General features: G+C 60.1%; 19 protein-coding genes. 10 read left to right on the plus strand and 9 right to left on the minus strand.

What is annotated here, in order from left to right:
• Positions 1-190: 190 nt before the first annotated feature.
• Genes H3T93_RS00885 through H3T93_RS00915 form a run of 7 tightly spaced genes read right to left on the minus strand, consistent with a single transcriptional unit; the run spans position 191 to position 6,185 of the window.
• Positions 191-742, minus strand: a complete 552-nt coding sequence (locus H3T93_RS00885; protein WP_144177389.1) for a DUF6466 family protein — start codon at positions 740-742, stop codon at positions 191-193.
• Entirely contained in the window at positions 739-1,767 is a 1,029-nt protein-coding gene (locus H3T93_RS00890; protein ID WP_144177387.1) for a vWA domain-containing protein, read from the minus strand. The genes H3T93_RS00885 and H3T93_RS00890 overlap by 4 nt, the downstream gene beginning before the upstream one ends.
• Positions 1,764-2,840 carry a vWA domain-containing protein gene (locus H3T93_RS00895; protein ID WP_144177385.1) on the minus strand — a complete coding sequence of 359 codons (1,077 nt, stop codon included), beginning with the start codon at positions 2,838-2,840 and terminating at the stop codon, positions 1,764-1,766. The genes H3T93_RS00890 and H3T93_RS00895 overlap by 4 nt, the downstream gene beginning before the upstream one ends.
• The gene (locus H3T93_RS00900; protein ID WP_144177383.1) at positions 2,837-3,370 is read right to left on the minus strand and encodes a hypothetical protein; all 534 of its coding nucleotides are present in this window, start codon (positions 3,368-3,370) and stop codon (positions 2,837-2,839) included. Before H3T93_RS00900 ends, H3T93_RS00895 begins: the two co-directional genes overlap by 4 nt.
• The gene (locus tag H3T93_RS00905) at positions 3,367-4,299 is read right to left on the minus strand and encodes a DUF58 domain-containing protein (RefSeq protein WP_144177381.1); all 933 of its coding nucleotides are present in this window, start codon (positions 4,297-4,299) and stop codon (positions 3,367-3,369) included. The genes H3T93_RS00900 and H3T93_RS00905 overlap by 4 nt, the downstream gene beginning before the upstream one ends.
• On the minus strand, positions 4,296-5,360 hold the full coding sequence (locus H3T93_RS00910) for an AAA family ATPase (protein ID WP_144177379.1): 1,065 nt from the start codon (positions 5,358-5,360) through the stop codon (positions 4,296-4,298). Before H3T93_RS00910 ends, H3T93_RS00905 begins: the two co-directional genes overlap by 4 nt.
• Positions 5,361-5,396: 36 nt before the next feature.
• A complete protein-coding gene (locus H3T93_RS00915) occupies positions 5,397-6,185 on the minus strand; it encodes a uracil-DNA glycosylase (RefSeq protein WP_232348590.1) in 789 nt (262 codons plus the stop codon).
• A 150-nt stretch (positions 6,186-6,335) separates the two neighbouring features.
• On the opposite strand from H3T93_RS00915, the gene H3T93_RS00920 reads away from it, so the two are divergent.
• The 3 genes from H3T93_RS00920 to groL all read left to right on the plus strand — a co-directional run bounded on the left by H3T93_RS00920 (position 6,336) and on the right by groL (position 9,290).
• Complete coding sequence (locus tag H3T93_RS00920) at positions 6,336-6,980, plus strand: LytR C-terminal domain-containing protein (protein WP_110425493.1); 645 nt, start codon at positions 6,336-6,338, stop codon at positions 6,978-6,980.
• A 168-nt stretch (positions 6,981-7,148) separates the two neighbouring features.
• Positions 7,149-7,352 (plus strand): cold-shock protein, encoded by a 204-nt coding sequence (locus tag H3T93_RS00925; RefSeq protein ID WP_015022108.1) that lies wholly within the window; start codon positions 7,149-7,151, stop codon positions 7,350-7,352.
• 318 nt (positions 7,353-7,670) lie between these two features.
• On the plus strand, positions 7,671-9,290 hold the full coding sequence (gene groL, locus H3T93_RS00930) for a chaperonin GroEL (protein WP_024626575.1): 1,620 nt from the start codon (positions 7,671-7,673) through the stop codon (positions 9,288-9,290).
• A 215-nt stretch (positions 9,291-9,505) separates the two neighbouring features.
• On the opposite strand, the gene H3T93_RS00935 is transcribed toward groL, so the two are convergent.
• Positions 9,506-9,799 carry a WXG100 family type VII secretion target gene (locus tag H3T93_RS00935; protein WP_015022106.1) on the minus strand — a complete coding sequence of 98 codons (294 nt, stop codon included), beginning with the start codon at positions 9,797-9,799 and terminating at the stop codon, positions 9,506-9,508.
• Between the two features lie 69 nt (positions 9,800-9,868).
• Between H3T93_RS00935 and H3T93_RS00940 the strand changes: the two genes are divergently transcribed.
• The 6 genes from H3T93_RS00940 to H3T93_RS00965 all read left to right on the plus strand — a co-directional run bounded on the left by H3T93_RS00940 (position 9,869) and on the right by H3T93_RS00965 (position 17,662).
• Entirely contained in the window at positions 9,869-10,660 is a 792-nt protein-coding gene (locus H3T93_RS00940) for a TPM domain-containing protein (RefSeq protein ID WP_144177377.1), read from the plus strand.
• A gap of 4 nt (positions 10,661-10,664) precedes the next feature.
• Positions 10,665-11,423: a response regulator transcription factor gene (locus H3T93_RS00945; protein WP_110425491.1), complete on the plus strand. Its 759-nt coding sequence runs from the start codon at positions 10,665-10,667 to the stop codon at positions 11,421-11,423.
• A 130-nt stretch (positions 11,424-11,553) separates the two neighbouring features.
• Positions 11,554-13,368 carry a sensor histidine kinase gene (locus tag H3T93_RS09100; RefSeq protein WP_269749163.1) on the plus strand — a complete coding sequence of 605 codons (1,815 nt, stop codon included), beginning with the start codon at positions 11,554-11,556 and terminating at the stop codon, positions 13,366-13,368.
• A gap of 86 nt (positions 13,369-13,454) precedes the next feature.
• Positions 13,455-13,844, plus strand: coding sequence for a cold-shock protein (locus tag H3T93_RS00955; RefSeq protein ID WP_015022102.1), 390 nt, complete (start codon positions 13,455-13,457; stop codon positions 13,842-13,844).
• A gap of 68 nt (positions 13,845-13,912) precedes the next feature.
• Positions 13,913-14,917 carry a DUF3027 domain-containing protein gene (locus tag H3T93_RS00960; RefSeq protein WP_144177375.1) on the plus strand — a complete coding sequence of 335 codons (1,005 nt, stop codon included), beginning with the start codon at positions 13,913-13,915 and terminating at the stop codon, positions 14,915-14,917.
• Between the two features lie 102 nt (positions 14,918-15,019).
• Positions 15,020-17,662, plus strand: coding sequence for an ATP-dependent Clp protease ATP-binding subunit (locus H3T93_RS00965; RefSeq protein WP_232346957.1), 2,643 nt, complete (start codon positions 15,020-15,022; stop codon positions 17,660-17,662).
• A gap of 157 nt (positions 17,663-17,819) precedes the next feature.
• Here the strand turns inward: H3T93_RS00965 and iolD are convergent, their stop codons facing one another.
• Positions 17,820-19,694: a 3D-(3,5/4)-trihydroxycyclohexane-1,2-dione acylhydrolase (decyclizing) gene (iolD, locus tag H3T93_RS00970; RefSeq protein ID WP_144177373.1), complete on the minus strand. Its 1,875-nt coding sequence runs from the start codon at positions 19,692-19,694 to the stop codon at positions 17,820-17,822.
• A gap of 255 nt (positions 19,695-19,949) precedes the next feature.
• Here iolD and H3T93_RS00975 point away from each other — a divergent pair, with 255 nt between their 5' ends.
• Entirely contained in the window at positions 19,950-21,410 is a 1,461-nt protein-coding gene (locus tag H3T93_RS00975; RefSeq protein WP_144177371.1) for an NAD-dependent succinate-semialdehyde dehydrogenase, read from the plus strand.
• Positions 21,411-21,416: the final 6 nt, after the last annotated feature.

The raw sequence follows: 21,416 nt of genomic DNA on the forward strand, positions 1-21,416 counted from the left end.
CGATCCTCCTGAAATGATCCCAGTAGGGCCATGTGGTCGAATGAGGTCCGATTCATCTGGCTGTGGACGGATTTACCGCTAATTCTTGATTCTGTCAGTCAGATGGCTGAGAGAGGTTCGTCTGCATGAGGATTGATTTGCATGAAAGGAGGCGTTGGGACGACTCACGCGAAAGGCTGTGTGCGGCCGGTCACCAGGGTTTGACGTTCTTCCCCTGACCCTTATTGTCACTCGCCTGGCCTGACGGCGTGGGGGAGGCAGACGGTTCGCTCTGCTGCTGGTTGCGCCTGAGCAGATCCTCTACCTCGGCCTCCTGCTGCTTGGTTAGTCCCGAGGAGGAGCCCTTGCCTGATCCCCTCTGTCCGTCCTGGGCCTTATTGGCCTTCTGATTTTTGAGCAGACGCTCCGTGCGGCTGGTCAGCGCAGCGTTGGCAGCTCGGTTGGCCTGGGCAGCCTGTCTGGTCTGCGGCAGAATCAGGGGTCCCGGCCGTTCGACCTGGGCAAAGAGATGCTCGGCCTGGTCCTGCAAAGCCTTGATGGATGCTGGATCGGCCTGGGGGTTTTGGACCTGTCGAACGTTGGTGCTCAGCGTGCGCGTGCCCTCGTTATAGTTGGCGATGGCTTTGACGTTGATCAGGCCCCAGGCTCCGGCCAGGGCTGCAACCAAGGCCAAGCCACCCAAAATCAGGCGCACTCGCAGGCGGCGGCCGCTCCTTGCGTCTTGCTGGGACTTCCTGCTCATAACAGTCTCCTCGAAGTGCGAATCCAGAGCCCCGCCTCAATCAGGATCAGGACCAGCTCCACCAGTGCCAGCGGCCAGACCAGCGGGGTGACATGCTGGCGGACCTGGTCTACCTTGGTCACCCGGTAGCGCTTGGAAGCTGCAGCCGTACTCCCCTCACGCAAGGTCGTCCCCTTGGTCAAGGCCTGATAGTGGCCGCTCATCTCGTCGGCCATGGCCTTGAGGGTTTTCGGATCCATGACGGAGATGCCCGGCTGGCCGGTCTTTGGGTCCGTCACCCAGCCGTCGGCATCGCTTCCGCCGACATCGGAGCTCAAGGGCACCATGCCACCCTTGGTCGAGCCGGTTCCCAGCACAAAGGCATCGTCCAGACCTTCCCTGAGGACGCTGAAGGATCGTCGTTCATCAGATCCGGTCTGTTCGCCGTCGCTGATCAGGTAGAGCAGAATTCGGTCGTCCGGATGCCGGTCCTTGGTCTGTTTCAAGACCAGGCTCAGGCGATCCAGCGGAGCATCGAGGCTGGAGCCGGAGGATCGGGATGTGGGCTCTGTAGCCAGCCCCCTGGCCCAGTTGTCCACAGCCCGAACGTCGGGTGTCAGGGGCAGATCAACGCTGGCCGAAGCGCCGAAGCTTAGGGCCGAGAAAGAGGCATCGGGGTAGGTGCGTGTCAGTTCGTGGACAGCTGCCCGGGCCGCATCCAGTCGGCTCATTCCTCCCTGGTTGCCATATCCAGCATCCTTGACCGCCATGGATCCGGTTACGTCAACCGCAATGAAAACATCAGTGGCGTTGATGGCTTTATTAGTGGTCTTGCTGACCGTGCTGGGGGTCAGGACCATGAGGGCCAGGATCAGGACCATGGCGGTGCGCCGGGTCAGGGCCCAGCGATCGGCGTCCGTATCCTGCCCCTTGCGCAGTCCATGGATGACCAGCGCGATGGCCAGGAGCAACAGCAGGCCCGCCAGAAGGCCGCCGGCCACCCAGCCCAAGGCAGGCTCAAAGGTCAGGGACTTGAGTATATTCATCGCTTCAGTCTCCAGGCCAGGAGTAGATATCCCGATAGTGCCAGGGCCAGGACCAAGGTCCACCAGCCGGGTGCATCCACCAGGCTGGACTGCTCTTGTTGACGTGGGTCGGCTCCGTGTCGGTGCTCAATCTGGCGGACAAGCGCGTTGATGGAGTTGCCATCCTGCCGTCGCAGGAAGATGCCGCCCTGCGCTTCGATCAGCCGCTGCATCTGCCGGGTGCTTTCATCCTTGGTGCCCTGGTCCGGTCCCGAATAGAGACCGTCCACCGCGATTCCTGCGGCCGAGGTCAGCTTGAGCGCCTCCTCTAGGGTGTATGTGGGTTTGCCGGAGACCACGTTATCGGTGGCCAGTACCAGGGAGCTCGACCGTTGGTCGGCCTTTGCCGGTCTGATCTGGTCCCTGGGTGCGAATTGCGGCAGGAGCGCGGCGCAGCCCACCAGCCCGTCACCAATCAGGGATGTGGTGTCCCGGCGGTTCTGCGTACCCTCCAGCCAGTCGCTGATGTCCTGGTACTGTCGTCCGCTCATGGCATCGATGCGGTCCTGGGACTGCACCCCGTCCAGGATCCGCCGCGCCTTGCTCAATTCGGCTGTGATCATGTCATAGTCGTCGGTCAGAGGGAAGACGGTGCGTGAGGTGGAGTTGAATATGCTCAGAGCCATGCGTTCGCCCCGGAAGTTGCGGACCAAATCAAGGTAGGAGGCGATAACCTGCCGGTCGTAGGGCAGGGTGGACCCGGACACGTCCAGGCATAGAACAATATCGCGGTTATGGCCTTGCTCCAAGGTTCGATCGACCCGGGAGGGCCTTGCAGCAAGGCTCAGAGCCATCAGCAGGGCCAAAGAGAGCAGGACCGCAGCCCAACGGTTCAATCGCCGCCAGCGCCGAAGGGCCTCATGGCCCTCCTCGGTGTCCAGGTCGCTGTTCAAGGTCCAGACCCGAGCTTCCGGTTCCTGATCTGGCTTGCCATGACGCGCCATACGGTAAGCCAGCAGGCTGAACGCCAGGGCCAGGATCAAGGCCAGAACCGGCAGCCAGGGCCACCTCCAAGACAAATTGCCTATGCTCATCGAGGCCACCGTTCGATCAGATCCCGTACCCAGTCGGCTGCCTGATTCACCGTGGCGTCGGTTCCCGCGCTGTCCCGGGGGAGGGCAAATTCAGGCGGGTAAAGGGCATCTATGGTCTGCCGAAGCAGGTCAAGGCCCTGCCGGGTACTCGGCGTGCGGGGCTGAGCCTTGATTTCAGCTAGAGTCTTGGTTTTCATATCGTTGTTCCAGGAGCGGGAAGCGAATCCACGAGCGATGGTGGCCAGTGCCGTCATGGCTTGGTCGCGGTCCAGACGGCCACTGTCGTACTGGGCCACCACTTGATCGATCCGCTGATGCCATGCATTGCGGGAGTCGGGGTTCGCTTGGACCGTATGCTTCCCCTGCTGACGACGGAACTTGGGCAGGAGAAGGGCCGTTGCGGCCAAAGCCAAGGCCAGTACGACGACAGTCGCCGTCAGAGCCAGCAACCAGGCGGGCTGGGGCATGGTGGGCGTGACCTTGATTCGGCCATGACCGGACGCAAGATGCGTCAGGACGACATGGCTCATGCCGGCATCCCTGTCCGTCGTTTGGGGATGCCTGGTCGACCGGCTGAAAGTAGGCGAATGAACCTGTTGAACATGGCTGTGCTGGAGTCGGCCCGGATCAGCGAGGCTCCGATTCTGGACGATTCCCGTCCGAAGGCCTCTATCTGATAGCGCCTGTGCAGGTCCACAGCTCGTGTCCCGTTCGCTGTCCGCAGGAAGGCCGGGATCTTCCGTCCGCTGGGCGCATCCATTACCGAGCCCGTTGTGGGCTGCTGGCGCAGGGGATTCATGGTCTCCACTCCTATGAGATTCAAGGGGTGGGTGGTGGCCAACCGTCGGATGGTCGGCATCAGGTCAACGTTCAATGCCGACTGGTCGGTGGCGATGACCAGCATGGCCTGCCGGTCCTGGATGCCGGCGGCGTAGCCCAGCAAGGCTTCAAGGTTGCGCGGCTGATCCAAGGGCGACTCCAGAGCCCGGTCCAGGGTCTGCTCGAATCGGGCGAAGCCGCCCTGGCAGGGTATGCGGCGGATAGCGGATGAATCGACCAGGACCAGGTCCACCTCATCGCTGCGGCGCAGGCAGAGGGAAGCGAACATGCACAGGGCGTTGGCGGCCACCTGGATGGCCTGCTCCCCGTCTGGACATGTTCCTGACATCTCACGGCCGACGTCCAGCAGCAGCCAGACCTTGCTCGTGACCAGGCGTTCGCGCTCGACCACCATGGGCCGACCCACCCGTGCGCTGGCGTGCCAGTCGATCATGCGGGTTTCGTCTCCGAATTCATAGGCACGTAAGTCGGCACGCTCATCTCCACCGCCGCGACGGCCGGAGGAGTGCTCGCCCTCTAACAGGCCCAAGGCCCTGCGTACCGTGGGAAGCCGCAGACTGGTGTCCAAGGACTCGATCCGTCTGCGGACCGGGTCGCGATACGGGCGTCGACGGCTCATGGCACTGGCACCCTGTCGACGATCTGGTCGATGATATCGTCGCTGCTGATGCCGTCGGCCTGGGCCTCAAAGGTCAGGAGGATCCGGTGGCGGAGCACCGAATGGGCCCAGTCTTTCAGATCCTCGGGAATGACGTAATCCCTGCCTGTCAGCAGGGCTCTGGCCTGGCCGATGCGCACTAGGGCGATGGAGGCGCGTGGACTGGCTCCCAGTCTCACCTGCTCGGCCAGCCCTTGGATGGGCCGCGAACCTGCACCCCTGCTGGTGGCTGCCAGATCGACCGCATATCGCATGATGGGCTGTGCCACGTGAACCTGCCGGGCCTTCTGCCTCAGGAAGTCCACATCGGCGATGGTCAATGCGTCCCGATCGTCCTTGCCGGGCATGTCGGTGCCACGGGTGGTCAGCATCTGCAGCATTCGCGTCTCCTGGTCGGCATCGGGATAGGTCATGACTGCCTTGAGCATGAACCGGTCCATCTGGGCTTCGGGCAGGTTGTATGTGCCCTCTTCTTCGATGGGGTTCTGAGTGGCGATCACCATGAAGGGCTGGGGCAGGGCTACGCGTTCGCCGCCGATGGTGGTCGCGCCCTCGGCCATGGCCTCAAGCATGGCCGACTGGGTCTTGGCGTTGGAACGGTTGATCTCGTCCAAAAGGACGAAGTTGGCGTGAACCGGGCCCAGCTGTGTGGAAAAACGCTGTGTGGAGAAGTCGTAGACCTGGGTACCTACCAGATCCGAGGGCATCAGGTCGGGTGTGCACTGGATCCGTTTAAAGCTACCGGAGACCGAGGTGGCCAGGGTCTGGGCAGCGGTGGTCTTGGCCAGGCCGGGCACGGATTCGATCAGGATGTGTCCAGAGGCCACCAGCGTCAGGATCAGAGCCTCGCGCAGGTTCTCCTGACCTACCAGAGTCCTTGAAAAGCGGGTCCGGATCCGGTCGGCCAACTGACGGCAACGTTGCAGGTCGTCCTGGCTGATTGGCGGAACCTGCCGGTCTTTACCGGGCTGAACAGATGGGGACTGACTGGGTCGAGGTGGGAATAATGGCATAGCAGACATGGTAACGGCATTTCCTGACGACTCAGCCAGCAGGACTCAGGTCAGGGACCAGTCCACCGGCTGGGCGCCCATGGCCTCCAGCGCTTGGTTGGCCTTGGAGAATGGGCGGGATCCAAAGAAGCCGTACCGGGCCGAAAGGGGGCTGGGATGCGGGGATTTGATGATGGCTGCGTTGGTCAGCAGAGGCTCTAGGCTCTGGGCCTGCCGTCCCCAAAGAATGGCCACCAGGGGCCGGACCTTGCCCTCCTGGTCGCGTCTGTCGTTCAGGGCACGGATGGCTGCGTCGGTGATCTCCTCCCAGCCCTTGTTCCGGTGGCTGGCCGGCTTGCCAACCCGTACAGTCAGGCAGCGGTTGAGCAGCATGACCCCTCGCCTGGTCCAAGGCGTCAGATCGCCATTGGAAGGCGTGGGCAGGCCCAGGTCGGAGCTCAGCTCGGCGTAGATATTGCGCAGGGAGCCGGGGATGGGGCTGACCGCAGGGTCCACGCAGAAGCTCAGTCCCACCGGATGCCCGGGGGTCGGATATGGGTCCTGGCCCACGATGAGGACCTTGATGGAGTCGAAGGGGATGGTAAAGGCGCGCAGGATGTTCTTGCTGGCAGGCAGATAGCGGTGGCCCTGGGCCAGCTCGGATCTGAGGAAGTCACCCATTCGGTGAATGTTGGGTTCGACAGGTGCCAGAGCACGGGCCCAGCCGGGATCCACCAGGGCGCTCAGAGGTTTGCGGTGGGGCCGGCCCTGGCCTCCTGCTATGGTCGAAGGGTTGGTACCGGTTCGGTTCGTCGGCTCAGGGGAGGTTGCGGCAATAGGCTGGCTGCTGTTCATAAGGTCACTATATCGCTTGGCGATATGGGCCGGTCATGACTGCTTCGGCCATTTCAGGGTTGGCGGAGGACGTCGAATGGTCAGTTGAATGTTGACCCGACGACGCATTACTTATAATGGTTCAGGATCCGGTGGAGCAGAGGAGAGTTCATGGCTAGCACGCGCGACAATGGGACGCAGGCGCGCCCTCAGGTTCATGATGCGTTCGACAACCCTCCCAAGGGGCCAGTCGGCGTGCATCGCGGGCCTCGTTCCCTGTCGGTGAGGGCTTTGCCCTACCTGCTGGTGGTTGTCTTGGCGGTGCTGTGCGGTCTGGGCGTATGGGCTGCGGTCAGCGGTTCCCTGCCCTGGCAGCAGACGCATACCGAAGCCTCCCGGGTCATCAGCAGCCATCTGCCGAAGCGTTCAGCATCTTCTTCTGCTTCAAGCAGTGCGACCGCTACTGATCAAGCCTCCCAAGAACAAACTTCCGAGCCTTCCTCCCAGTCGCCTTCAGCGAGCGCTTCCAGCAGCAGCCCGGCTCCCGTGGTCAACCGGGGCACGCAGGTCACTGTCATCAACGGAACCAGGGTCAACGGGTATGCCGGCAAGAAGCGCCAGGTTCTGGTCAATGCCGGTTACACTGCGGTCACGGCATCCAACCCGCAAGATGCACTGCCTGGCGTGAGCACGGTTCGCTACCGTGACGAGGCCGATAAGGCCACTGCCCAAGAGGTGGCCAACCTGCTGGGTATCACTCAGGTGGAACAGTCCTCCGTGGCTTCCACTCCGGTCGAAGCCATCCTCATGCAGTGAGTTCGGTCAGCCGGACGGCGGAGCAAATATGATGGAAAAACATTCAGAATTTCGGCTCGGCGTTTTGCAATTGCCTCATAAATAGGCCTAAACTGACCTTGCCGACCAGGCAGATGCGGTCAGTCTCGTATCTGTTGTGACGCGGCACCTATGTTAAGGAAGTTAGTTATGGCACAAGGCACTGTGAAATTCTTCAGCGCTGGCAAGGGTTACGGATTCATCAATCCTGACGATGGCGGCGAGGACGTGTTCGTGCACTACTCAGCCATTCAGTCCGATGGTTTCAAGACCCTTGATGAGGGAGATAAGGTCGAATATCAGGTGGAGCAGGGCCCCAAGGGTCTGCAGGCAACCAAGGTCACCAAGCTCTGATTGTCGTCTTCTGTATTCGTCATGGAACCCCGGATTATTCCGGGGTTCTTTTTTATAGCTCCTTAGCCCATATCCAGACGTTGGGCCAGGATTACGCGGGGTGTGGATTGTCTGCAGGCGTGGCCGGTACGTTAAGTCTGATATGACATACAGCCTGTAGCGTATTTTCCCTTCGGGTTGGCACTCGGCCCAGACGAGTGCTAATCTGCTGAATTAGCACTCGAGGTGCGGGAGTGATAACACGACAGCTGACGGTCGGGTTCCGTTCCACGCCGACGGTGGGTCATGAAACCTCAAGCCATGACGGAGGAAGCAACAATGGCAAAAATCATCGAGTATGACGAGGAAGCTCGTCAGGGCATGCTTGCCGGCCTGGACAAGCTGGCCGACACGGTTAAGGTCACGCTGGGCCCCAAGGGCCGCAATGTGGTGCTGGACAAGTCCTACGGCGCACCGACCATCACCAACGATGGCGTCTCCATCGCCAAGGAGATCGACCTGGAGGATCCTTACGAGCGCATCGGCGCCGAGCTGGTCAAGGAAGTCGCCAAGAAGACTGACGACGTCGCCGGAGACGGCACCACCACCGCTACCGTGCTGGCCCAGTCCCTGGTGCATGAGGGTCTGAAGAACGTGGCCGCCGGATCCAACCCCATTGCCCTGCGCCGCGGCATCGAGAAGGCTGCTGACGCCATCGTCAAGGAACTCGTGGCCCAGTCCAAGGAAGTCGAGACCAAAGACCAGATTGCTGCCACTGCCACCATTTCTGCAGGCGACCCCGAGATCGGCAATGAGATCGCCGAGGCTCTGGACAAGGTCGGCCAGGACGGCGTGGTCACCGTCGAGGACAACAACCGCTTCGGCCTGGACCTGGAGTTCACCGAGGGCATGCGCTTCGACAAGGGCTACATCGCTCCCTATTTCGTCACCAACAACGATGACCAGACCGCCGTTCTGGATGATCCTTACATTCTGCTGACCTCGGGCAAGGTCTCCAGCCAGCAGGACGTGGTCCACATCGCCGAGCTGGTCATGAAGACCGGCAAGCCCTTGCTGATCGTCGCTGAGGATGTGGATGGCGAGGCGCTGCCCACCCTGATCCTCAACAAGATCCGCGGCACCTTCAACTCCTGCGCTGTCAAGGCTCCTGGCTTCGGCGACCGTCGCAAGGCCATGCTGCAGGATATGGCTATCCTGACCGGCGCACAGGTGGTTTCCGATGAGCTTGGTCTCAAGCTGGACTCCATCGACATGAGCGTGCTGGGCACCGCCAAGAAGGTCATCGTCTCCAAGGATGAGACCACCATCGTTTCCGGTGGCGGTTCCAAGGACGAGGTCTCCGCCCGCGTGGGTCAGATCCGCACCGAGATCGAGAACACCGATTCCGACTATGATCGCGAGAAGCTGCAGGAGCGGCTGGCCAAGCTGGCCGGCGGCGTTGCCGTCATCAAGGTCGGCGCAGCTACCGAGGTCGAGGCCAAGGAGCGTAAGCACCGCATCGAGGATGCTGTCCGTAACGCCAAGGCCGCCATCGAAGAGGGCCTGCTGCCCGGAGGCGGCGTGGCTCTGGTTCAGGCCGCTGCCAAGGCTGAGAAGGATGTCAAGCTGGATGGTGATGAATCCACCGGCGCATCCATCGTCTTCCGCGCCATCGAGGCCCCCATCAAGCAGATCGCTGAGAACAGCGGAGTCTCCGGTGACGTGGTCATCAACAAGGTCCGTTCGCTGCCTGCTGGCCAGGGCTTCAACGCAGCCAACAACGAGTATCAGGACCTGCTGGAGGCCGGCGTGGCCGACCCCGTCAAGGTGACCCGTTCCGCGCTGCAGAATGCAGCCTCAATCGCCGGGCTCTTCCTGACCACCGAGGCTGTCGTGGCCAACAAGCCTGAGCCTCCGGCACCTGCCGCCGCTCAGCCTCAGGGCGATATGGGCTACTGATCCCCTGAGGTTCGGCCGGGCTTTTCGGCTGAACCCAGTGATCGCCAAGAACAGGGACCTGCGCATCGGGATATGGTGCGCAGGCCCCTTTCTGTTTTATGGTCTGCTTTCCTTTATCGCCTGTTCTGTATTTCCCTATGCCTGCAGGTCTGGACCCGATGCGCCATGGTCAAATGGTCAAATAGCTCTGAGCTGCCAGTACATAGGCCCGATGCTCAGGCTCCGGCGAAGAGGCGTGTGGCCTGGGCTTCTGTATCTGCATAAAGAGCCGAAGCTTGGGTTAATGCCGCCTGGATGCCTTCAAGTGCTTGTTCCATCTGGGCTTGCGAGGCGCGCCACTGCTGGGCCACTGTGGCGAATTGGCTGGCCGCCGAGCCCTGCCAGACGCTTTGGAGATTGTCCAGGTTGGTGTACATTCCCGCCACGGCATCTCTGATGGCCCCTATTGAGCCGCTGACTGCGCCGGAGGCTGTCTGTATCTGGTCTGAATCAACTTGGAACCGTGTCATGGTTGTCCTTTCCGTGAATGGCGGTGATGGTGGGGGAGTCCGATGCCGTCAGCCGCTACTGTGGACACTATGACAGTGTTCACGCGGTTGCCCCGTCTACGGACCCATGTGGTCGAACGAGTCTTCCTCCACAAGGCGAGTCCAGGCTGCGCTCCGGCCATGAGGCGGGTTCTGGCTTTCCTGCTCTTGATGGTTTTGATTACAGGCGCCCTTGGACCGACCAGGGTCTTTGCCGATGAGCCTCAGACTGGGGCCGGAACCATGACCGACACGATCACTGATCCACAGAATCTGCTAGGTTCGGATGTGGGATCCGTCAAGGATGCGATCGAGGAGACCGCAGAGCAAACAGGAGTATCGGTCCGACTGCTCTACCTGCCGCATTTCTACGAGGGCGTCAAGCCGGAGATCTGGGCATCCCGGGCGCTCGAATCGATGAAGCCTGCCCAAGACACGGTTATGCTGGCCGTGGCCTCTCAGGACGGCAAATTGGTCGTGGCGGTCTCCAGCAACTCGCAGGCCTGGCTCAAGGACCAATCCAGCGTGGATCAGCTCTCGCAGGCTGCTCTGGAGCCGGTCGCCAAAAGCCGCAATCCTGATTGGGTGGGCTCGGCCAAGGCCATGATGACCCAAGTGGAGACTCTTGAGCAAAACCACAGGCATCACCGGGTCATGATCATCGCTCTTTCGGTAACGGTTGTGGTCCTGGTTATTCTGGGCGTGGCCGTTACGATTTGGTGGCGTCGTAGCAGCCGAAGCGGGGCTCATCATCGCAGGTCCAGTTCAGTGAAGAAGAAACCAGGTCCGACCGAGACAGTCAGCGAACTTTCAGACAATACCCAGAAAGAGGCGGCAAGCTGAAGCCATGAGCAAACCGACGCAAGCACAACTGGTCGTGGTCGACGACGAACCGTCCATCAGGGATCTGCTGGTGGCTTCCCTACATTTTGCGGGCTTTGCGGTTGAGACCGCGGCGTCCGGCTCTGAGGCCATTCAGGTCATTGAGCGCATCCAGCCCGATTTGATTGTCCTGGATGTCATGCTGCCTGACATCGATGGGTTCACAGTCACCTCCCGTATCCGCCAGGAGGGAATCGAAGCGCCGGTGCTCTTTCTGACCGCCAGGGATGACACCCAGGACAAGGTCATGGGGCTGACTGTGGGTGGCGACGATTATGTGACCAAACCCTTCAGCCTGGAGGAGGTTGTGGCCAGAATCAAGGCTATACTGCGCAGAACCCGCGAGCACCAGGAGGATGACCCGATCATCCGCGTGGGTGATCTGGAGATCAACGAGGATTCCCACGATGTCACCAGGGCTGGCCGACCGATTGACCTGAGCCCGACCGAATACAAGCTGCTGCGCTACCTGATGGATAATGAGGGTCGCGTGCTCAGCAAGGCCCAGATTCTGGACCATGTCTGGCAATACGACTGGGGCGGTGATGCGGCCATCGTGGAATCTTATATCTCCTACCTGCGCAAGAAGGTGGATGGCATCACTGTCAGCGATGGGCACGGCGGTGAGCGCAAGGTCACCCCGCTGATCGAGACCAAGCGAGGAATCGGTTACATGATTCGGGCCCCTAGGCAGAACGCGTCGGATGGCGGCGATGGTGACTAGTCCCCAGAGTCCGACCCCTGAGACAGGACAATCGGCTGTTCCCGATTCGAGGTCGGCCGACAGGTCCAGGTCGTTCAAGGGTTCGGACTCCGGCAGGGGAGCCGATTCCGGCAAGCCGAGGGGCAGGTCCATGCCCAGGTCGCCTCTGGCTGCGATTCCCCTAAGTACCAAACTTGTGGCCAGCATGCTCATCCTGCTCATCGTGGGTACGGTGGGCGTCTCTGTAGCCATCTGCCAGATGGCTGACGACTATCTGATGAAACGTACGGACTCCCAGCTGATTCGCCAGGCCAATCTGGGCATCCGCAACGCCACGCTTTTGCGCCAGGAGGATCTGAGCAAGAACGGCCTGGGTCCCACCGACTACTTCCTGCAGATTCGTGACGACGACCTGCACATCATTTCGGACGACCTCAATCCCATGCAGGTCAACGGGGTCATCTCCCGCCCGCGTCTGCCCGCCGACGGCAGCCTGGGTTCGATACCCCTTGGCCAGCCGACCACGGTACCTGCATATGTGCGGGTCTCCAAACAAGCCTCGCCCGACCGCGACACCATGAAGCGAGCCCGGGCCTCATGGCGTGTGGTGGCCATGCAGTGGAAGCTGCGCAATGATCTGGACGGTTCCGAAATCAGTGGTGTGCTCTTCATCGGTCTGTCCATGAGCGACCAGGATGAGGCCGTGCATGATTTGACGGCTTTCTGCATGATCATTTCCGTCGTAGTGGTCCTTCTGGGAGGAGTCATCTCGGTCCTGCTGATTCAGTCCACTCTGGTTCCCCTCAAGCGCATCGAGAAGACTGCTGCAAAGATAGCGGCCGGCGACCTTTCCCAACGCATTCCCAGCTTCCCGGAGAATACCGAAGTGGGCTCCCTGGCGGCATCCCTCAATGCCATGCTGGCGCGAATCGAGCATTCCTTCGACGAACAGCGCCAGACCACTGAAAAGATGAAGCAGTTCGTTTCGGACGCCAGTCACGAGCTGCGCACTCCTCTGGCCGCCATCCACGGCTATGCAGAGCTCTACAGGATGCAGCGCGATTATCCAGGGGCTTTGGAGCGTGCAGACAAATCCATCCAGCACATCGAGGATTCTTCCACCAGGATGACGGTCCTGGTCACGGATCTGCTTTCGCTTGCTCGCCTGGATGAGGGCAGGGGAATCGACCCGACCCTGGCGGTCGATTTGACCGGTCTGGTGCGAGACGGAGTGGACGACTTGCATGCTCTGGATCTGGGAAGAGAGGTTGCTACCGGAAGGGTTTGCCTGCATACTGAGGATCAGCCTGCTCCCCAGGAGATGCCAGCCACAGCCAGTAAGGGACTGTCAGGCCTCAAGGGACGCAGCAAGGAGAAAATCACCGTGGGCGGGCACCTGGGTCCATCGGTCAGCTTGGATATCCAGGAAGGACCCTTGCCCTCGGTACAGGTGACAGGCGATCCCAGCCGCCTTCGTCAGGTGATTACCAACATCGTGGGCAATATCCACCGCTACACCCCATCTGATTCGCCGGTCCAGGTGGGGCTGGGTCTGGTCAAGGCGACCATCGCTCCAGCGGATCTGACCAGGTTGGATGCCACTGAGTCCTCGCTGGGACACCTGACCGAGGCGATCCAGGTGGCAGAAAACAGCCATGTGGGCACCGACTATGCCATCATCCGCGTGGTTGACCATGGACCTGGTGTCCCGAAGGAATCTAGGTCCAGGCTCTTCGAGCGCTTCTACACCGCCGACCCGTCAAGGGCTCGGGAGAAGGGCGGTACGGGGCTTGGACTGGCTATCGTCCAGTCCATTGTCAAGGCCCATCAGGGATTCATCTGCGCGTCGCAGACTCAGGGAGGCGGCTTGACCTTCACCATCGTCATACCCCAGGGTGTCAGGCGGGATCAGGAGGGCGCCGAGGATCAAGCCAATCCTGCTGTCAGCCGTCCCGTACGCCTATGACAAGATGGGTCGTCCTGCCCTCTCCATTCAGGTAGACTGATTTCGGATATACCTGTTCAAGAAGCAACGTAAGGAAGTGGCAGAGCATGCCCAGCGGGAGAGTACGGTGGTACGACGCCAAGCGGGGGTTCGGGTTCATCACGGATGAACAAGGTGGGGATGTCTTCCTGCCCTCATCAGCACTACCTGCTGGAGTATCCACTATACGCAAGGGATCCCGGGTGGAGTTCTCGGTGGCTGAGGGCCGCAAGGGCCCCCAGGCCCTGGATCTGAAGCTGGTGGGGCCGACCCCCTCCATCCTGCGCGCCAAACGACCCGATCCGGACGATATGGCCGCCATCGTGGAGGATTTGATCAAGCTGCTGGACTCGGCTGGCAATGGCCTGCGTCGGCACCACTATCCAGGCCGGGCCGAATCCGCCAAGCTGGCCACCCTTCTGAGGGCTGTGGCCGATGACTTTGATGTGCCGGACTGAGTGGACGGCGAGAAGAATCCGATGTGGATCGGTCTTGTCCGGTCCCACTGATGATGAAGGTGTGATAGATGGTTCAAGAGGACCTGGATCCTGAGGAACTGGCCAGGCGAGTGGCCCTGAGCGTGGCTGCCGACAGCGATGAGGTCGGTGAACTGGTCGGCCGTACCCCGATTGGGGATGGAGTCTGGGACTACCGGTTCACCTCGGCCATCAAGGGATACGAGGGCTGGCAGTGGTCGGTCACCCTTTACCGCGATGAGGATGCCGATACCTGGACTGTGGATGAATCGTCGCTGGTGCCTACTGATGCGGCCCTGCAACCCCCGGCATGGGTTCCCTGGAAGGATCGCCTGTTGCCCTCGGATCTGAGCGTAACCGACGTTATGGGAACAGATCCCGACGATTCCAGGCTGACAGCCGGATACAAACCTGCGCAGGCAGTGCCTCAGAATTCTGAAGTAGAGCAGACCTCAGAGGAGAATAAAGAAGGCCAGATAGCATCAGCCTCGGTTGATGCTGATGGTGCCGATCAGGGGACTGACGGTGCGGTCTTCCGCCTGGTAGACCGCTCAGGTGGCGAAAAAGACGTTCACAAGCAAGAACCGAATGATCAGGTTTCCTTCGATGCACAGACCTCTGCCGCCGACCTGGATGAGGCTGTCGATCGCTTCGCTCTGAGCCGCCGGCACGTGATGACTGCCGAGGCTAGGACGGCCACCGCCAAGCGCTGGTACGAGGGTCAGCACGGTCCCAAGTCCCTATCGACCCGGACGGCCAAGGGCAAGGCATGCGAGACCTGCGGTTTCATGATTCCCCTGGCTGGCGATCTGGGGACTATGTTCGGCGTGTGCGCGAATCGTTGGAGCCCGGACGATGGGCGTGTGGTCTCCCTGGATCATGGCTGTGGTGAGCATTCTGAGATCGAGCCCCAGGAGGAGTCCCATCTTTGGGTTCAGTCCCAGCCGGCCTATGACGATCTTCATATTGATGTGGTCAGGCAGAAGCCACGCGAGGAGCGCCCTGAGGTGGAACTGATGGAGCAGATGGAGTCGGAAGACGGCTCAGAGGACTGATTCCAAGGCCTTGTTGCGTTCAGAGCGCAATCACCGGCGGGCCGAGAATAAACGTCACCGTAAATCTGTAGAGTGAATTACGGATCAAAGGGAAGGACAAGTATGTTCGAACGGTTTACCGACCGTGCGCGGCGGGTGATTGTGCTGGCGCAGGAAGAGGCCCGCACCCTGCAGCACAACTACATCGGCACCGAGCACCTCCTCCTGGGCCTGATCAGGGAAGGTGACGGTGTTGCCGCCAAGGCCCTGGCCTCCAAGGGCGTGGAACTGGATGCCACACGCAAGCAGGTTGAGGAGATGATCGGTAAGGGCAATGCGGTCCCCAATGGGCACATCCCATTCACGCCGCACGCCCGTCAGGTCTTGGAGCTGTCGCTGCGCGAAGCTCTTCAATTAGGTCACTCATACATTGGCACTGAGCACATCCTCCTCGGCCTCATTCGTGAGGGTGAGGGCGTCGGCACCCAGGTGTTGATCAAGATGGGTGTGGACCTGGGCGATCTGCGGACCGCCACTATTGACATGATTCGCGGCAACCATGAAGGCGGCGACGCTGGCAAGGGCGATCTGGCAAATGCTGGCGGCGTTTCCAACAAGGGCGGGCAGACCGGTTCGGCCATCCTGGACCAGTTCGGCAGGAACCTGACCCAGGAAGCCGCTGAAGGCAAGCTTGACCCGGTCATCGGCCGAGCCAACGAGATTGAGCGGGTCATGGTCGTTCTGTCCAGGAGGACCAAGAACAACCCAGTGCTGATTGGCGAGCCTGGCGTGGGCAAGACCGCCGTGGTCGAGGGCCTGGCGCAGAAGATCCACGAGGGCGATGTTCCGGAGACGCTCAAGGGCAAGCAGGTCTACTCGCTGGATCTGGGTTCCATGGTGGCCGGTTCACGATATCGTGGCGATTTCGAGGAGCGTCTGAAGAAGGTGCTCAAGGAGATCAAGACCCGGGGCGACATCATTCTCTTCATCGATGAGATTCACACCATCGTTGGCGCGGGTTCGGCCGACGGGGCCCTGGGCGCTTCTGACATGCTTAAGCCCCTGCTGGCCCGCGGCGAGCTGCAGACCATCGGTGCCACCACTACCGACGAGTATCGCAAGTACATCGAGAAGGACGCAGCACTTGAGAGGCGCTTCCAGCCTATTCAGGTCTCCGAGCCCACAATCGCCCAGACCATCGAGATCCTCAAGGGTTTGCGCGGTCGCTACGAGCATCATCACCACGTCACCATCACCGACAAGGCCCTGCAATCGGCGGCTGAGCTCTCTGCACGCTACATTCAGGACAGGAACCTGCCTGACAAGGCTATAGACCTGATCGATGAGGCTGGTGCACGTCTGCGCATCAAGCGGCTGACTGCCCCGCCAGAGCTCAAAGAGCTGGATGCCAAGGTGGATCGTATCTCCGCCCAGAAGGACCAGGCCATCAAGGACCAGGACTTCGAGAAGGCCGCTCAGCTGCGTGACAGCCAGGAGAAGCTGGAGGCCGAGCGCAAGGAGAAGGAGCAGGCCTGGCACGAGGGCGAGTCCGACGTGAAGATGGTCGTCGACGAGGATGTGATCGCCGAAGTGGTATCTTCGACCACCGGCATCCCGGTCTTCAAGCTGACCCAGGCCGAGTCCAAGAAGCTCCTGGGTATGGAGAAGGAGCTGCACAAGCGGATCATCGGTCAGGATGAGGCCGTCTCCGCCCTGTCCCGCTCCATCCGCCGTACCCGTGTGGGCCTCAAGGATCCCAAGCGTCCTGCAGGTTCCTTCATCTTCGCTGGACCCACCGGTGTGGGCAAGACCGAGCTGGCCAAGGCTCTGGCCCAGTTCCTCTTTGATGATGAGGATGCCCTGATCCGGGTGGATATGTCCGAGTTCTCGGAGAAGTATTCCACTTCTCGTCTCTTCGGTGCCCCTCCGGGGTACGTGGGATACGAAGAGGGCGGCGAGCTGACCGAGAAGGTCAGGCGCAAGCCATTCTCCGTGGTCCTCTTCGACGAGATCGAGAAGGCCCATCCGGACATTTTCAACACCCTGCTGCAGGTGCTGGACGACGGCCATCTGACTGATGGGCAGGGTCGCATGGTGGACTTCAAGAACACCATTATCATCCTGACCACCAACCTGGGAACCCGCGACATCGCCAAGGCAGCAAACACCGGCTTCAACGTGAGTGGCAACACCGAGACCTCCTATCAGAGGATGAAGGACCAGGTGACCAGTGAGCTCAAGCAGCAGTTCAGGCCCGAGTTCCTGAACCGACTGGATGACATCATTGTCTTCCAGCAGCTGACCGAGCCTCAGGTCCGTCAGATCGTCGATCTGGACATCGCTCAGCTCAATGATCGTCTCTTCGAACGCCACATGTCCTTGGATCTGACCGACAAGGCCAAGGACCTGCTGGCCGAGAAGGGCTTCGATCCGCTCCTGGGTGCCCGGCCTCTGCGCCGCGTCATCCAGCGGGACATCGAGGATGCGGTCTCCGAGAAGATTCTCATGGGCGATCTTACGGACAATGAGTCCGTTCAGGTCGACGCAGAAGGTGAGGGCATCCTAGGCGAGTTCACCTTCACGGGCAAGCCCTTCGAGGGACCCCGTCATGCGGCTAGCTCTGCCGATGGACAGAACCAGGAGCCTGAACTGGTTGGAGCCCCAGTGTCTGCCACCCCAGATGCCGATCTCTCTGAGGACGCCTCCCAGGTAGAGCGGGCAGAGCGTCCCTTGGGCGATGAACCAGCAGAAGGTTCAGCTGAATAAATAAAAAGGCCAAGGATGTACTCTCTGGTTGTTTAGCAGAGGACCCAAGGTGTAAAACACAATGATGGGGTGGGGAACGCGAAAGGTGTTCCCCACCCCATCATTGATATTTCCAGGTTTCTGCCCAGCAATAGGTTGGACCTGGAGAGGATGAAACTTACAGGTAAAGCTTCTGCTCCTTGGTGCGTACCTCCTCATAGGCCTGGTGGGCCTGCTTGCTGGAATCTATATGGGCCACCTGGGGTGTCGCTACATCCCACCAGGCCTGGGATGAGTTGTCGCGGACAACAGGGTCTACCGTCACGTAGATGGCGGCTATGGTCTCGCCATCTACGGCCTTCTTGACTGCGTCCTTGAGCTCCTCGGCGTTAGTGGGGCAATAGGTGGGTACACCATACCCCTCCAATATCTTCGGGAAATCGATGGGCAGGTAGTGGTCCTTGTCCTCCAGTCCCTGCTCATTCTTCATGTAGAAGCGGGTTTCAAACCCCTGTGATCCGACCTGATGGGAGAGGGTGTTGATGGAACCGAACCCGTGATTGTCGACCAAAATAATGATGATTTTTTCATGTTCCTGAATGGCGGTGAGGACATCCTGGTGGTACATGAGGAAGGAGGCGTCTCCGATGAAGGTGAAGATCTCCCGATCCGGTGCTGCCATGCGCATCCCTAGGCCAGCTGGTATTTCGTATCCCATGCAGGAGTATCCGTATTCGACTGAATAGCCCAGAGGGGATCCTGGCCGCCAGAGCTTCTGCAGATCGCTAGGCATGGATCCGGCCGCGTTGACCACCACATCCTGAGGCTTGGCGAAACTATTGACAATGCCGATCACCTCCTTTTGACCGAGCTTGTCGTCTCCAGGAATATGTTGGGTCTGCCGAACAACTTCCGCTCTTGCCTCATCTGCAGCTTCTTCAGCCTGCCTGCGGTAGTCAGAAGGTACTTGCCAGTCTTTCAGGGCTCGGCTCAGTTCACGAATTGCCTCCCTGGCATCCCCGACGACCGCGATGGCTGCTTCCTTGTTGGCATCAAAGGAAGCTACGTTGATATTGACAAAGTGCACCGAGGGGTCCTGGAACATGGTATTCGATGCTGAAGTAAAGTCGGTGTACCTGGTTCCGATGCCGATGATCAGGTCGGCTTGGCGTGCTAGCTGATTGGCATATTTGAGTCCGATGGAGCCGAGGGGTCCGACGTTCAATGGATGCTCATAGGCTACAGCCCCCTTGGCGGCCTGAGTGCTGCCAACGGGGATGCCGGTATGTTCAATGAAGTCGGTCAAGTCCTGGCTGGCCGAAGAGTAGACTGTACCGCCGCCGGCAATAATGAAGGGCCGTTTACTGGCACGTATGGCTTCGGCGGCTGCAGCCAAAGCGTCCGCATCCGCTCGGGGCCGGCCGATTCTCCAGATGCGTTCCTTGAAGAGGGAAGTGGGGAAGTCGTAGGCTTCGGCCTGAACATCCTGGGGCAGGCAGAGGGTTACCGCCCCCGTCTTGGCTGGGTTCGTCAGCGTTTCCATGGCTGCCAAGAGCGCTGTCGGGAGCTGTTCAGGGCGGTTGATTCTATCCCAGTAGCGACTGACGGGGCGCAGGGAGTCGTTGCCGGAAACATCATAGGAGCGTTCATCCTCTATCTGCTGCAGGACTGAACCGGCACGACGGGTGGAGAAGATGTCGCTGGGCAGCAGGAGGACGGGAAGATGGTTGACCGTTGCCGTGCCAGCAGCAGTTACTAGGTTGGCGGCTCCTGGACCGATGGAGGTGGTCACGACCATGGCTCCCATGCGGTTTTTGAGCCGTGCGTAGCCAACGGCTATGTGGCCCATGCCTTGTTCATTGCGCCCTTGGATGAAGCGCATTCGTTCTTTCTCTTCTAAAAAGGCCTGCCCAACGCCACCGACATTGCCATGGCCCATGATGCCCAGGGCACCTCCGAAGAAGGTGTTGGTCTGCCCGTCGCGGGTGACTTGCTGCGCCTCCAAGAACCGCACAATGGCCTGTCCGACTGTCAATCGTATCGTTGATACCATTTCGCTTTATCCTTCGCTTTCTTGTATACATACCCTCAAATAGCCACCGGCTCATGCCTGCAGGCGTCCTTGCCCTGCCTGCCTCCGTCTGGGACCGGACTGGGTCATGGCAGTCAAATCAAATACTACTGACTACATATGTAAAAAATATCATTAAATGGACAAAATGTCTAAAATTTAGTATGTTGTAGTTGCTTATCTGCGCAAAGGAATGTAATTGCTGCAAAGAAGCGGCGAAAGTGAGGAGTAGACGGTATGTGGAAATACAAGGTCGAGTCAGTGCTTCCCCAGTCGGGAAAGAGTTTGTTTATCGATGGACAGTGGAGGGCTGCCGATAGTGGCAAGGTGTTTACAGTAGAAAACCCTGCTGATGGCTCTACGCTCTACCAGGCATCAGACGGGGACAAGCAGGAGGCGTTGGCGGCTCTGGACAGTGCTGACAGGGCACAGGAGTCCTGGGGCCAGTCAACGCCCGAAGAACGAAGGAACATTCTGCAAACTGCCTATGAGGCCCTGATGGACAACAAGGAGATTTTTGCAGAGCTGATGACCCGGGAAATGGGCAAGAGTTTCAAGCAGGCGCTGGGGGAGGTGGACTACGGTGGCGGCTTCCTCAAGTGGTTCTCAGAGGAGGCCATGCGTGAATATGGCAGGACTTTCCACCTGCCAGACGGCCGCAAGGGTCTGGTCACCCACGATCCGGTGGGCCCCTGCTACCTGATTACCCCCTGGAACTTCCCGCTGGCCATGGGAACAAGGAAGATTGGCCCAGCCCTGGCTGCCGGCGATACCGTGGTGGTCAAGCCTGCCGAGCTGACCCCTCTTACCACCTTGGCGCTGGTGGAGATTCTTCGACAGGCAGGGGTGCCTAAGGGTGTGGTCAATGTCATCACAACCTCCCATTCCTCCCACATTTCAGATGCCCTCTTTGCCGACCAGCGGTTGCGTAAGGTGAGCTTTACAGGTTCCACCCCTGTGGGTGTCAAGCTGATGAAGCAGGCGGCTGACAATGTGCTGCGCACCTCCATGGAGTTGGGCGGTAACGCCCCCTTTGTGGTCTTTGATGATGCCGACATTGACGCGGCTGTTGACGGGGTCATGCTGGCCAAATTCCGCAACTATGGGGAGGCCTGCACCTCAGCCAACAGGATTCTGGTCCAGGATGGGGTTGCCGATGAGTTTGTGGCCAAGGTGAAGGATCGCATCGAGGCCCTGGTCGTGGGTGACGGTATGGATGTGGCAACCGATATCGGCCCCCTGATTGACGTCAAGGCCGTAGAGCGCATTGGCGGCCTAGTCGATGAGGCAGTCAGCCAAGGGGCGGAGCTGATTGTCGGCGGTCACAGGGATGAGCATGGAGAACGCTACTTCCAGCCGACGCTCCTGGACCGGGTTCCTCGCAAGGCTCGGGTATATGCCGAGGAAATCTTCGGGCCTGTCCTTGCTGTGAGCCGTTTTGGCAGCGACGAGGAGGGCATTGAGGCTGCTAACGACACGCCGTACGGGCTGGCGGCATATGCCTATACCAGTTCGATCAAGCGCAGTGAACTCATGCAGCGCCGTAGTGAGTCCGGTGTCCTGGCCATCAATTCCGGCGTACTCTCCGATGCCACGGTTCCCTTTGGCGGAGTCAAGCAATCGGGTGTCGGTAGAGAGGGAGGAGCCGAAGGCATCTTTGAATATATGACCACCAAGTACACCCTGCTGGTGCCCTGATGCTCT

Source organism: Bifidobacterium sp. M0404 (genome assembly GCF_016101415.1).
Classification (GTDB): Bacteria; Actinomycetota; Actinomycetes; order Actinomycetales; family Bifidobacteriaceae; genus Bombiscardovia; species Bombiscardovia polysaccharolytica.

What these genes read in the sequence shown, in the direction of transcription:
- H3T93_RS00910 (WP_144177379.1), bottom strand. Translation starts at nt 5,360, where the DNA reads ATGTCTGCTATGCCATTATTCCCACCTCGACCCAGTCAGTCCCCATCT.
- H3T93_RS00940 (WP_144177377.1), top strand. Translation starts at nt 9,869, where the DNA reads ATGACAGTGTTCACGCGGTTGCCCCGTCTACGGACCCATGTGGTCGAA.
- H3T93_RS00925 (WP_015022108.1), top strand. Translation starts at nt 7,149, where the DNA reads ATGGCACAAGGCACTGTGAAATTCTTCAGCGCTGGCAAGGGTTACGGA.
- H3T93_RS00975 (WP_144177371.1), top strand. Translation starts at nt 19,950, where the DNA reads ATGTGGAAATACAAGGTCGAGTCAGTGCTTCCCCAGTCGGGAAAGAGT.
- H3T93_RS00965 (WP_232346957.1), top strand. Translation starts at nt 15,020, where the DNA reads ATGTTCGAACGGTTTACCGACCGTGCGCGGCGGGTGATTGTGCTGGCG.
- H3T93_RS00890 (WP_144177387.1), bottom strand. Translation starts at nt 1,767, where the DNA reads ATGAATATACTCAAGTCCCTGACCTTTGAGCCTGCCTTGGGCTGGGTG.
- H3T93_RS00905 (WP_144177381.1), bottom strand. Translation starts at nt 4,299, where the DNA reads ATGAGCCGTCGACGCCCGTATCGCGACCCGGTCCGCAGACGGATCGAG.
- H3T93_RS00955 (WP_015022102.1), top strand. Translation starts at nt 13,455, where the DNA reads ATGCCCAGCGGGAGAGTACGGTGGTACGACGCCAAGCGGGGGTTCGGG.
- H3T93_RS09100 (WP_269749163.1), top strand. Translation starts at nt 11,554, where the DNA reads ATGCCCAGGTCGCCTCTGGCTGCGATTCCCCTAAGTACCAAACTTGTG.
- H3T93_RS00945 (WP_110425491.1), top strand. Translation starts at nt 10,665, where the DNA reads ATGAGCAAACCGACGCAAGCACAACTGGTCGTGGTCGACGACGAACCG.
- groL (WP_024626575.1), top strand. Translation starts at nt 7,671, where the DNA reads ATGGCAAAAATCATCGAGTATGACGAGGAAGCTCGTCAGGGCATGCTT.
- H3T93_RS00895 (WP_144177385.1), bottom strand. Translation starts at nt 2,840, where the DNA reads ATGAGCATAGGCAATTTGTCTTGGAGGTGGCCCTGGCTGCCGGTTCTG.
- H3T93_RS00960 (WP_144177375.1), top strand. Translation starts at nt 13,913, where the DNA reads ATGGTTCAAGAGGACCTGGATCCTGAGGAACTGGCCAGGCGAGTGGCC.
- H3T93_RS00885 (WP_144177389.1), bottom strand. Translation starts at nt 742, where the DNA reads ATGAGCAGGAAGTCCCAGCAAGACGCAAGGAGCGGCCGCCGCCTGCGA.
- H3T93_RS00915 (WP_232348590.1), bottom strand. Translation starts at nt 6,185, where the DNA reads ATGAACAGCAGCCAGCCTATTGCCGCAACCTCCCCTGAGCCGACGAAC.
- H3T93_RS00920 (WP_110425493.1), top strand. Translation starts at nt 6,336, where the DNA reads ATGGCTAGCACGCGCGACAATGGGACGCAGGCGCGCCCTCAGGTTCAT.
- H3T93_RS00900 (WP_144177383.1), bottom strand. Translation starts at nt 3,370, where the DNA reads ATGAGCCATGTCGTCCTGACGCATCTTGCGTCCGGTCATGGCCGAATC.
- iolD (WP_144177373.1), bottom strand. Translation starts at nt 19,694, where the DNA reads ATGGTATCAACGATACGATTGACAGTCGGACAGGCCATTGTGCGGTTC.
- H3T93_RS00935 (WP_015022106.1), bottom strand. Translation starts at nt 9,799, where the DNA reads ATGACACGGTTCCAAGTTGATTCAGACCAGATACAGACAGCCTCCGGC.